This is a genomic window from Pinibacter aurantiacus (assembly GCF_019130065.1).
In the GTDB taxonomy this organism is placed as follows: Bacteria; Bacteroidota; Bacteroidia; order Chitinophagales; family Chitinophagaceae; genus Pinibacter; species Pinibacter aurantiacus.
Window position 1 is genome coordinate 396,241 of record NZ_JAHSPG010000016.1, and the last position, 12,154, is coordinate 408,394.

The window sequence follows — 12,154 nt, forward strand, 5'->3', positions numbered from 1 at the left end:
TTATGAACTGTTTCAGGAAAAACACGTGCTGTCATTCAAAAGCTTTATAAATATTTTAAAATCAGCGGGTAAGAGTTTTGGTGCGGATAACGCCATCAAATTAAGCGCTTCATTATCCTATTATACCGTGTTTGCCCTGGGGCCCATGTTGATGATCATGATTTCTCTTGCCGGATTATTTCTCGGCCAGGACGCAGTAAAGGGAAAGATTTACGCGCAAATAAAAACGCTGGTGGGCTCTTCCGCAGCTTTGCAAATACAAGACATCATCAAGAACATTGAGGCTTCTCAGTTTACTTCTACCGGCGTTGTTATTGGCGGAATTTTACTCGTGCTCGGTGCAACAGGTGTTTTTACGGAGATACAGGATTCAATCAATTTTATTTGGTCTATCAGGGCGAAACCAAAGAAAAACTGGCTGAGATATCTCACTAACAGATTGATATCTTTTTCTTTAGTAGTAGGTCTTGGATTTCTGTTGTTGGTGTCGTTGCTCATTAATACATTGATAGATGCTTTCAGCGATTATCTAACAAGGTTCTTTTCAGATGATACTTATTACATCGCAGGCTTTATCAATACTGTTCTTACCCTGGGAATAATAACCGGATTGTTTTCTATTATTTATAAAGTTTTACCGGATGCCAGGATCGCGTGGCGCGATGCAATGGTGGGCTCAGGGTTTACAGCGATGTTATTTATACTGGGAAAATTTCTTATCGGCCTGTATATGGCGCATTCAAAGGTTGGATTAACTTACGGTGCTGCAGCATCAATCATTGTTATTCTTACGTGGATATATTATTCTTCTATCATCCTGTATTTCGGCGCAGAGTTTACAAAGGTGTATGCACTAACAAGGGGACAAGGAATTAAGCCTTATGACACCGCTGTGTTCATTGTTAAAACTGAAACAAAGGAGATAAAACCAATGACTGAGGCAGGCTAAGTCGAAAGCTGGTGAAGAGTTATGAGTTGTGAGTTTTGAGTAGTATAACCGTAACGGTGGAAGCCGCGTTTAGAAAAGCTTGCCGATCGTCTCTTTAAACCGTATTTTTCGTGAGCTAGTGCTTTTGGCGGCACAGAAGATGCATAACCATATATCGGCAGTATTTCCGGAGAGTCAAATACCAGTCTCCAGAGGAAGGCTAAAAAGGATGCAAGGTTCCAGATAAACAAACAATTGTCTTGCCTCAGCATTGAAAGCCTTTCCCTTTCCGAACCCATCAATTATTCAGTTACACAATAATTCAATTATTTAAAATATGCCTAACAGCCTCAACCCGGTAATCATACAGTTCTTTCACTGGTATTATCCAGGCAATGGCAGACTCTGGAACGATTTCGTTGCCGAAGCTCCCAATCTTGCAAAACATGGTTTTACAAACGTATGGTTTCCCCCTGCTTACAAAGGATGCAATGGTGGTTATTCTATTGGCTATGATGCCTATGATCTTTTTGACCTTGGTGAGTTTGATCAGAAAGGAACTATCCCGACAAAATACGGCACGAAAGAGCAATATCTTAAAGCAATTGAAGCGGCGCACAAAAACAACATGGGCGTGATTGCAGATGCCGTTTTTAATCATAAGGCCGGCGCGGATGAATTGGAAAAATTTACCGTTAAGAAAGTCAATCCAGACGATAGAAACGAATTCATTAGCGACCACTTTGACATTGAAGCATGGACAAAATTTACATTTCCCGGACGTAATGGAAAGTATTCTGAATTTATTTGGGATCACAAATGTTTTTCGGGAGTGGATTGGGCAAACGATATAAATGAAGACGGCGTGTACAGCATTCAAAACGAATATGGCGAAGGCTGGGAAGAAGTAATGGAAAGTGAGTTGGGCAACTACGATTACCTGATGTATGCGGATATTGAGTTTCGCAACGCTGCTGTTCGCGAAGAACTAAAATACTGGGGCAAGTGGTATTTGGAACAAACGCATGTAGATGGCTTCAGATTAGATGCAGTTAAACATATTGCATCCTATTTTTTTAACGAATGGATAGACTATATGCGTTCGCTAAAAGAAGAGTATACACCGATGATTGGTGAATACTGGAACATTCACGACGTGAATGCTTTGCTTCGCTATATCGACGTTACCAAAGGTCGAATGCAATTATTTGACGCCCCACTTCATCATAATTTTTACGTAGCGTCAAAGGCAGGGAAAGATTTTGACCTGCGTAATATTTTCAATAATACTTTGGTGCAGCAACTTCCAACACATGCTGTTACAATAGTTGACAATCATGACACGCAACCATTGCAATCGTTGGAATCACCAGTGGAAGACTGGTTCAAACCACTTGCCTTGAGCCTGATCTTATTGCGGGTAGATGGAACTCCCTGTGTTTTTCATCCGGCTTTATACGGAGCTGAGTATACTGACAATGGGCATGATGGACAAGGTTACGATATAAAAATTTCACCAGTTGATATTTTACCAACGCTGTTAAGAGCGAGAAAGGATTTTGCATTTGGAATGCAGCGCGATTATTTCAATCACGGCAACTGCATCGGATGGACAAGAGAGGGAATTAAAGAAGTGCCGGGATCCGGTTGCGCAGTTGTTTTATCAAACGGTACTGAGGGCTTTAAAGACATGCAAATGGGCAACACACACGCGAACGAAACATTTGTAGACCTGCTGGGAAGAAGAAAAGAAAAAGTAGAACTCAACGGAGATGGATGGGGAAAGTTTATGTGTGACGGTGGTAGTGTTTCAGTTTGGATCAATGAAAAGAAAATTAAAAATTAATAGGTGTAGCACTATAAGCAGAACTATTATTCTCTGTTCAGAGAGTTTACATGAACATTTCTGGATAAGCTCCACCCCATTAATTATTCATTATTAATTATTAATTACGGCTTCGCCGCTGGCATAGTTTTTTTAATCTTATTCTAAATTTTAACCATGGACGCGCAAGAAAAAAATGACCTGCAAAAGCTAAAAGAACTCGTAGAAGATATTCGTATTTGCATGTTCACAACTGTTGATGATCATTCTAAAATTAGCAGTAGGCCTATGTCTACAGTGAAAGTTGATGAGAGTGGTTACATATGGTTTTTTACAAACGAATATTCAGAAACTATACAAGAGTTGTCAAAAGACAATATGGTGAGTTTGATTTATGCTCACCCTTCAAAAAATATTTATATCGATATTAAAGGAACAACTTCCGTAATTATCAACAAGGATAAAATAAAAGAATTGTGGAACCCAATGTTGAAAGCATGGTTTCCAAAAGGAATTGACGATCCTAAACTTTGCCTGGTCAAAGTAGCTCCCCAGGAAGCTCATTATTGGAAGAATTCTTCCAACAAGGCAGTTGTATTCCTGAATATATTGAAAGCAATCGCGACGAGAGAACAATATTCAGAGGGAGAGCATGGAAAGATCAAGATCAATCAAACAATGTAAGAGCGAAAGAGCGAAAGAGTTTTGATCCGTACCTCATTATCTAATTAATAATGAATAATTAATAGGATTGCTTTTTTTTGCTTTTCGCTGTTGTAATGCGGGGAGCGATTTGTTAGCAGAGAGATGAAAATATTAATTATTAATTACTATAGTTATTGTGTATTAAAGCACCGAAGGGGAGTTCATTAGTTTGACTCTCCTTTGTTTTTTAAATAGATCAAATAGATGCAAACCTTTAATCTTCGACTGAAGCAAATTATTATTCTCATCATTATCGTGGTGCTTATCTATGTTGTGTTGCATGAACTTATTGCCTTTGTGCCCGGCTTCCTTGGCGCAATCACGCTTTATGTTTTAAGCAGGGCAAATTATTTTCAATTGGTGTATCAACGCAAATGGAAGCGTGGATGGTCAGCTATGCTTATTATCTTTTACTACACGTTGGTAATTGGATTGCCCATTTATCTTGCCATTACTTTGATAAGCCCCAAGATTGATATGCTGATACACAACAGCGATCAGGTAATTGCGAGTTTTAAAAAAGCGATCAATCATCTGCAGGCGAATTTCAAGATGCAAGTTATTTCGGAACGAAAATTAGATGAAGGACTAAATGCCATCAGTCAGTACGTGCCATCGCTATTGAACAGCACAGCAAATGTTGTAACCAATGTTGTTTTAATGTTGTTTGTTTTGTATCACATGCTGGTGAACGGAAGAGCGATGGAAAGGAAACTTTCGCGGTTCATACCGTTGAAGCCTTCTAATGTAAATACGCTTGCGTCGGAAACGAAGAAAATGGTAAAAGCCAATGCTATTGGTATTCCTATCATTTCTCTGGTGCAGGGGACAGTGGCTATGTTGGGCTATTTTATATTCGGTGTAGATGAATATTTGTTGTGGGGATTTGTGACGGGTGTGTTTGCATTTTTTCCAGTTGTAGGCACAGCTGTCGTTTGGGGGCCGTTGGTTATTTATATGTATGGAATTGGAATGAACTGGCAAGCAACATGGTTGATCGTGTATAGTTTGCTCGTAACGGGCAATGCAGATTATCTTGTACGCATCACTTTGCTTAAAAAAATGGGTGACATACATCCTGTTATCACCATCTTCGGAGTTATTGTCGGGCTGAGTTTATTTGGATTTATTGGAGTTGTTTTCGGGCCGTTGCTTATTAGCTACATTTTAATACTGATTGAAATTTATGTAAATGAATTTGTAGAACAAGATTTTAAAATAACTGAGGAAATGGCCGCCGATTCTACATTGTGAGGTTTGAATTCTACATGAGTTTAACTTTTTGTAATGGCATCCGGTTTTAAATAGTACTGTAGTTAAAAGAATATTTACGGCAGTCTTTGAGGCTGCATTCACTAAAAAATAAGTACTATGAAACGGAGAAAAATCCTTGTGAAAGTTATTGGAATTACATTGTTAAGTGCGATAACCATCAGAGCATTCAGTCAGGAGCAACAAACAAATTATGAAAGTAAACTGTCTCCAAAGTTCGGAATTAAAGGTGGTATAAATCTTTCCAATTTGCACGCAGACGATGTTGATGATGAACACATGAAGGTGGGTGCAAACTTTGGGGTGTATGCTAAGCTTCCTGTTACCACAGGTTTTTCTATTCAACCGGAGGTATTGTACAGCATGAAAGGTGCGCAGCTTAATTACAACAACGCGCTTATGGGAAGCGGAAAGTACAGGTTCAATTTGAATTATGTGGAAGTGCCGGTGCTGGCGGTTTTTAATGTGGCGAAGAATTTCAACATACATGCAGGTGGTTATGCTGCATACTTAGCATCTGTGAAAGTTAAGGATGTCGACAATGAAGGAAATGTGAATCATGTGGACGAATTAAACAAGGATAACTTCCAAAGTTTCGACTACGGTTTGATAGGAGGTATTGGTTTTGATATTTCCAACGTTACACTAGGAGCACGATATAACTATGGTCTCAAAGAGATCGGAAAGTCCGGTACGTTTGCTGGCGAAGTTGCAAACAACGCCAAAAATAGTGCTGTCTCTATATATGTAGGGTTTGCGTTCTAGGGGTTTACTGGTTAAAGGGCTGTTGAAATTTATTTCAGCAGCCCTCTTTTGAAGACTGAATGAATGAATGATTGAATAATTGAAATTGGAGCGCAGTTCTAATCAAATAATCAGATAAAGTGAAGAAAGTATGAAACAGTTGTTTACAATAGTATTTCTTATGACGGTGTTGCCCGTCTCATTAATTTCCTGTAGTGCGATAGAAGGAATATTTAAAGCGGGTGTGTGGAGCGGTGTGATTATGGTAGTAGGTGTGATCGTGTTGATCGGGATTATTTTCTATAGCTTGTTTAAAAATAAAGATTAGGCTGTGAAGATGTCCAGGCACTCTATTTTCACCAATAAGGCACTTAGGGCACTAAGTTGCACTAAGAAGTGCCCTAAGTGAAGCATATAACAATTGTATCTTTTTGAAAATGTCTTAGTGAAGCTTAGTGTCCTAAGTGGCTTAGTGGTAAACTCTCTTAGAATGCGAAGCATTCTCTTAAGCTTTCTCAAATGTTATAGTAAACGTAGTTCCTTCTCCCGGTTCTGATTTTACATCGATGAATGCATTGTGGGCCTGCAGAATATTTAATGTGGAAGGCATGCCGAGACCCATTCCATTTCGCTTTGTAGTGTAATACGGTTCGAACAGACGGCCGAGGTCTTCACGTGACATGCCAATGCCATTGTCCTGGATGCTCACGCTGGGTTTGACTTTATCTTCGATAGCAATAAATAATTTGCCCGGAGATTTTTCTATGGCTTCCATTGCATTGTTTATAAGGTTGGAAAACGCAAGATGTAATTTTTCTTTATCTCCCATTATCATCACAGGCGTTTCTGGTTCTTTATAGTCGAGTGAAATGCTTTTTAAAGCAATGGTATCTTTCGCAACATTTAAATTTTCGTGTATTACGTCCTGCAAAGAAACCGGCGTTAGCTTGATGTCGGAGAAGCGAAGCGATTGCAACAGCTCTGTGATCAGCGAATTAATGCGGCCGGAATTTCGATTGATGATCTCCATGTACATGTGCGATTCATCTCCTTTCACGATGTCCATCAATTGTTCCAGTGAAAGATTGATGTTGTTCAAAGGATTTCTTACTTCGTGCGCCAAAGTGCGTACCAGGCGGCCTGCGGCGGCAAGCTTTTCAATATTCAGCGAGGCTTTTTCGTTGCGCTTTCTTTCGGTAATATCGTGAAGAATTCCCTGGTAGTATAAAGTGTGATTATCGCTGTCTTCGTTGGATAATGTAAGGAGACAGTATTTTACTTGTCCCATCGCGGTTTTTAATTCAACTTCATAGTCTTTTATCTCTTGTTCGTTATTGATGAGTTCGAGAATGTTTTTCTTGACATTGTGATCAATAATAAAATCAAAGAAACGGTATTGATCAATTTGCAAAGGTTCAAGTTGAAGTAAATCAAGGCCCGCTGAATTTATTTGTATCAGTCTTCCTTTATGATCACCAATGAAGATTGCATCTTTCGATTTCTCGAAAATACTTCTGTATTTTTTTTCATTTGCTTTTAATGCCTTTAGCGTTGTGCTTCTTTCCAGCGCATAGCGAATGCAGCGCTCCAGCTTTTCAGGCGTTAGTTCGCCCTTAACCAGGTAGTCGGTGGCGCCAATAACCACGGCCTGTCTGTCAATCTCCGGATTGCCTTTGCCAGTTAATAAAATAAATGGCATTTCAGAGCCTTCTGCAAGAGACTGACTGATGAAATCCAATCCGGTTTTAATGCCGAGACGGTAATCTACAAAGCAGATGTCACAATCGTTTTGCCGCATTCTTTCAATTGCGGTGCTGTATGAGTAACACCAATGCGCTTTGAAAGTGCCGCTGGTAATGGATTGTAGATAATCATTCATTATGAAATAATCATCTTCATCATCTTCCACCACCATTACATTGAGGAGTCTATTCTTCAGTTGGGGCATTCGTTTTGGATTGTATTAACGGAAGTATAATTGTAAAGGTAGCTCCTTTTTGAGGCTCGCCTTCAGCATACATTACACCCTGGTGGTGATCAATTATTTTTTTGCAAATAGCAAGACCAATACCAGATCCGGGATATTCTGATTTGCCATGAAGGCGCTGGAATATCTGGAATATTTTTTCGGCGTAGTCTTGCTCAAAACCAATTCCATTATCTGATATGCGGATAGAATAATAGTTTATGTCGCTGTAAAGCATGAATTTCTTTCTTTCCTCATTATCTGCCAGCCTGCATGAAATATGAATTACCGGAGGCACATCTTTCTTTCTGAATTTTATGGCATTGCTGATGAGATTAGAAAACAACTGCTTCATTTGTAGCGGAATGGCCTCTACTAAAGGGAGTGCGCTGTCAATTACGAGCTTCGCATTGGTGTCATCAAAAAGCAGTTCAAGTTCGTTGGAAACTGTTTTAATGGTAACGTTAAGATCGGTTGGTTCAAATATTTGTGTGCGTCGCGTAATTCTCGAAAATTCAAGCAGGTTGTCGATGAGGCTTCTCATGATCTCTGCAGAACCCATGATTCTTGTTAAATACACTTTGCCATCATCATTCAAAACATCTCCATACTTGGTTTGCAGTCGTTCTCCGAAAGTTTGAATTTTCCTTAACGGTTCCTGCATGTCATGCGATGCCACATAGGCAAATTCTTCGAGCTCTTTATTGGACTGATTAAGTGTTTTAATATTTTGGCGGAGTTCCATTTCAGTTAGTTCAGCTGGCGTAATATCCCGCGTAATGCCAAATATTCTTTTGTGGCCGTGGGCATCGGACGTAACGGTGCCGTTGGTACTTATACTTTTCTTTTCACCACTACTTGTGGTGATATGGTAGATGATATGAAAGTTGGATTTGTTTTTAATTGCTTCATCAATCCTGGCCAGGTACATGTCTCTGTCCTGCGTATCGATGTGTTTTAGATAGAAGTCATCATTGATGACAAGATCTTCGTTTTTGTCATATCCGAAAATCTCATACAGCCCGTCGGACCAGATCATTTCCCTGGTTAACATGTTATGACTGTAGGTGCCGAATCTCAGTAGCTTTTCGGAGTCGCTGACAAGCTGCATGTTCTTTTTCAGATCATCACTCACCTTCATCTGATCCGAAATGTCCTGCGCTATAAATAGAAAGGACCCTGGAGTACCGTCTTCACTTTTTCTTAAAACAGTACCCAGGGTTTTAAAGTAACGCCAATCACCATTTTTGTGATTTAGCCTGCTGTTGTATTCGTACGATTCATCTCCGTTGAGATGATAATATTTTTCAATTTCGGCCTTTACAAGATCGACATCCTCGCTGAAGATAACTTTCATGAGATCATTGTCCCACTCCTCGAAATCTCCATAGGTGTATCCCAACAGATCCGTGACTCGTTTATTAATATAGCTTAGCTTTTTATTGTGAGCGTCGTATATATAAACCAGGGCCGGGATAAAGTCAGTTAATTTTTGCTGCCACTCGTTTCCAAAACCTACAGACTCAAGTAGTGTCTTCAGGTTTTGAATGTTTTCTTTTTCTGATTCCGGATTCATGATTAATCATTGTTAAATTCATGGAATTGCCTCATTTTATTATAAAGCGTCTTCCTGTCAATATTGAGCAACTTAGCGGCTTTACTTTTATTAAAGTTTACCTTCTTAAGCGCCTCCAATATCGTTTCGTATTCTGCGTCCAATGATGCTTCTCTCAAGCTGTTTTCATGAAGTTCTATCTTCTTCGGTGTTGTATATATGGGCTGTGGTTGAGTGGGTTGCGTTGGCACCGCTCCGCTGTAGGCATTGCCCGGTTGAGCATAGTCAACAGGAGCCATCGGTGCCGGCGGTATCACTGCTTCGTCAAACTGCAACTTCTGGAAATTGGTAATTTCAAACGGCAGCGAAATCACATCGATCAATTGACCATCTGTTAGCAATGCTGAGCGTTTGATAACGTTTTTCAATTCACGCAGGTTGCCGTGCCAAACGTAGTTCACGAAGATTTGCTCTACCTGCGGTGTAAATCCCTGGATGCTTTTTTGCAGCTCAATATTTGCCTGATGAAGGAAATGTTTTGCAAACAACAGAATGTCGGCCTTTCTTTCTCTAAGCGGTGGTACGTTTATACTAAACTCATTGAAGCGGTGATAAAGGTCTTCGCGGAATTTGCCTTTCTTCGCTGCGTCCAGCAATTTTTCGTTGCTTGCTACGATGATACGCACATCCAGATCAATGTCTTTGGTGCCGCCTATTCTGCGCATTTTTCTTTCCTGGATCACGCGTAGAAGAGATACCTGTACATCATAACTTAAATTGCCAATTTCATCAAGGAAAACAGTACCTGTATTTGCGAGCTCGAATATGCCGATCTTTTGATTGATGGCACCGGTAAATGATCCTTTCTCGTGACCGAACAATTCACTGCCGGCGAGTTCTTTGGAAAGCGCACCGCAGTCGATGGCCATGAAAGGTTTGCCGCTTCTTTTACTTTGGTGGTGTATTTCTTTTGCGATTACTTCTTTACCGCTTCCACTTTCACCATAAAGGATAATGCTATAATTGGTAGGGGCCACACGTCTGATTTGCTCCATAATGTTAATGAACACCTGGCTTTCGCCGGAAATATAGTCATCGTGGTGGAGCGCTTGTGATCCGGACGAAACACTTGTCTTAACAGGCTTGTTGTTGTCTTGTGTCGTCGCAACGGGCCTTGCCGGGCTGTTTCCTTTTTCCAATGTCTTTTTAATCGTCAGCAAGATTTCATCCGGAAAAAGCGGTTTCGTCACGTAGTCTGTGGCTCCGTTCTTTAACACTTCTACTGCGGTTTTTATATCGCTATAGCCTGTAATTATGATTACAGGTAAACTAAAATTATATGCTTTGATCTGCATCAGCAGATCATTACCATTCATATCGTCAAGCCTATAATCTGAAAGAACGATATCCGGATTGAATGATTGAAGCAACTCCAGGCCCTTTTTACCTGAAGGTGCCGTAACAACCTCATAGCCCTTCTTATTTAGAAAACGGCTAAGCAGGTTGCACATGTCCATATCGTCATCGATTACCAGTATTTTATCCATCGTTTGCGTATTCGGGTGGTTAAATCAGAAATTAGGAATCAGGAGTTAGGAATTAGAAATGAGGCATCTAACTCCTAATTTCTAATTCCTAGTTAACTAATATCATGCCCAAAGCCTGCGCATTTGTGACATCGGTATTTGCATTTGCTCCCTGTATTTTGTTACAGTTCTTCTTGCAACCGGCATTCCTTTGTTAGTAAGAATGGCCACGATCTGCTGATCAGTATATGGGTTGTTTTTATTTTCCATTGATATCAATTCCTGGATAGTTGATTGAATAAGCTTGTTGCTTACAGAATCTCCGTTTCCATTAATAATACCTTCAGTGAACAGATTTTTCAGCGGTATTATACCAAAGTGTGTGTCCACAAATTTGTTGGAAGTAAGCCTTGATACCGTTGCAATTTCAATATCAAGTTTCTCTGCGATATTCTTTAAGATCATTGGTTTCAATGCCCTTATATCGCCTTCCATGAAGTAATCCTTTTGATAATCCACAATGGTCCTGATCACTTTCAACATGTTACTTTCTCTTTGCTTTATGGCGCTGATGAACCATTGCGCAGAAGCAAGTTTGCTTTTCATGTATTGCCTTTCGCTCCTGTTGCTTGTTTTATCCAATTCAATTTTCTCGCTCCAGGCAGCATTCACGTGCAGGTTTTGAGAATATTGATTATGCAGTGAAACAATCAGTTCTTCATCTACTCTGTACACCGAATAATCCGGAACTATAGTTTGCTTCGCATTGAAAGCATCTGACTGCGCTGCAATCGGTTTTGTTTTCAATTTAGAAATATGCTCCACAATTATTTTAAACTCGTCTTCATCTACTTTCAGCAAATCTCTGATCTTTTCAAACTGCGCAGTGCTCAATAGTTTGTAGTGGTCGCTTAATAATTTAATGGCAAGTCTATCAACCACACTCTTTTTGTTTTTGCGTTCCAGTTGTAGCAAAAGACATTCGCAAATGCTGCGTGCACCAATGCCCACGGGATCGAGGGACTGCACTACTTTCAGCGCTTTTTCAAATTCTTCGGCAGTAACCATTTTGTGATTGCTGAACGAAAAATCATCAGAAATATCATCCATTGATTGTTCAAGCAATCCATCTTCATTTAAACTGTCGATCAGGTAGTCTGCATAAATGAGCGTTTCGTCATCAAGGTTGAGCAATTGTAGTTGTTCCTTTGCTTCCTGCCTGAAATCTACTGATGCTCTCATTGGCACATTTACAAGATCAGTATCCGGGAGATAATTGTTGTATTCAAGTTTATAATCGGGAATGTCATCATAACCATATTCTTCCCAATCCTGGAAATCTTGGGCCGCATTTTTATCGAACTTGTCAATACTTTCCGTATCATTGTTTTCTTCTTTTTCAAGAAATGGATTTTCTTCTAATTCATTTTGTATACGCAACTGTAGTTCTTGTTGTGTGAGCTGAAACAAGTTCAGTAATTGAATTTGCTGCGGCAATATTTTCAGGCTCTGCTTCTGTGTAAGATTTTGGCTTATCATAAACACGTCGTTTTTTCTATCTCACAGTAAGGCAAGCTTGACACCAGTTTTGCAAAAAGAAGCAACAAAAAGTTAAGAACTTGATAATGAATGT

General features: G+C 39.8%; 10 protein-coding genes. 6 read left to right on the plus strand and 4 right to left on the minus strand.

What is annotated here, in order from left to right:
* Nucleotides 1-25: 25 nt before the first annotated feature.
* The 6 genes from KTO63_RS22670 to KTO63_RS22695 all read left to right on the plus strand — a co-directional run bounded on the left by KTO63_RS22670 (nt 26) and on the right by KTO63_RS22695 (nt 5,802).
* A complete protein-coding gene (locus tag KTO63_RS22670; RefSeq protein WP_217794243.1) occupies nt 26-949 on the plus strand; it encodes a YihY/virulence factor BrkB family protein in 924 nt (307 codons plus the stop codon).
* Nucleotides 950-1,265: 316 nt separating this feature from the next.
* Nucleotides 1,266-2,774: an alpha-amylase gene (gene amyA / locus KTO63_RS22675; protein ID WP_217794244.1), complete on the plus strand. Its 1,509-nt coding sequence runs from the start codon at nt 1,266-1,268 to the stop codon at nt 2,772-2,774.
* 156 nt (nt 2,775-2,930) lie between these two features.
* Nucleotides 2,931-3,437, plus strand: a complete 507-nt coding sequence (locus KTO63_RS22680) for a pyridoxamine 5'-phosphate oxidase family protein (RefSeq protein ID WP_217794245.1) — start codon at nt 2,931-2,933, stop codon at nt 3,435-3,437.
* Nucleotides 3,438-3,662: 225 nt separating this feature from the next.
* Nucleotides 3,663-4,712: an AI-2E family transporter gene (locus tag KTO63_RS22685; RefSeq protein WP_217794246.1), complete on the plus strand. Its 1,050-nt coding sequence runs from the start codon at nt 3,663-3,665 to the stop codon at nt 4,710-4,712.
* Between the two features lie 117 nt (nt 4,713-4,829).
* Complete coding sequence (locus KTO63_RS22690; RefSeq protein ID WP_217794247.1) at nt 4,830-5,495, plus strand: porin family protein; 666 nt, start codon at nt 4,830-4,832, stop codon at nt 5,493-5,495.
* A 130-nt stretch (nt 5,496-5,625) separates the two neighbouring features.
* Nucleotides 5,626-5,802, plus strand: a complete 177-nt coding sequence (locus KTO63_RS22695) for a hypothetical protein (RefSeq protein ID WP_217794248.1) — start codon at nt 5,626-5,628, stop codon at nt 5,800-5,802.
* A 177-nt stretch (nt 5,803-5,979) separates the two neighbouring features.
* On the opposite strand, the gene KTO63_RS22700 is transcribed toward KTO63_RS22695, so the two are convergent.
* The 4 genes from KTO63_RS22700 to rpoN all read right to left on the minus strand — a co-directional run bounded on the left by KTO63_RS22700 (nt 5,980) and on the right by rpoN (nt 12,060).
* Entirely contained in the window at nt 5,980-7,422 is a 1,443-nt protein-coding gene (locus KTO63_RS22700; protein ID WP_217794249.1) for an ATP-binding response regulator, read from the minus strand.
* Nucleotides 7,403-9,016 carry a PAS domain-containing sensor histidine kinase gene (locus KTO63_RS22705; protein WP_217794250.1) on the minus strand — a complete coding sequence of 538 codons (1,614 nt, stop codon included), beginning with the start codon at nt 9,014-9,016 and terminating at the stop codon, nt 7,403-7,405. Before KTO63_RS22705 ends, KTO63_RS22700 begins: the two co-directional genes overlap by 20 nt.
* Before the next feature lie 2 nt (nt 9,017-9,018).
* Nucleotides 9,019-10,542, minus strand: a complete 1,524-nt coding sequence (locus KTO63_RS22710; protein WP_217794251.1) for a sigma-54-dependent transcriptional regulator — start codon at nt 10,540-10,542, stop codon at nt 9,019-9,021.
* Between the two features lie 102 nt (nt 10,543-10,644).
* The gene (gene rpoN, locus KTO63_RS22715) at nt 10,645-12,060 is read right to left on the minus strand and encodes an RNA polymerase factor sigma-54 (RefSeq protein WP_217794252.1); all 1,416 of its coding nucleotides are present in this window, start codon (nt 12,058-12,060) and stop codon (nt 10,645-10,647) included.
* Between the last annotated feature and the right edge of the window lie 94 nt (nt 12,061-12,154).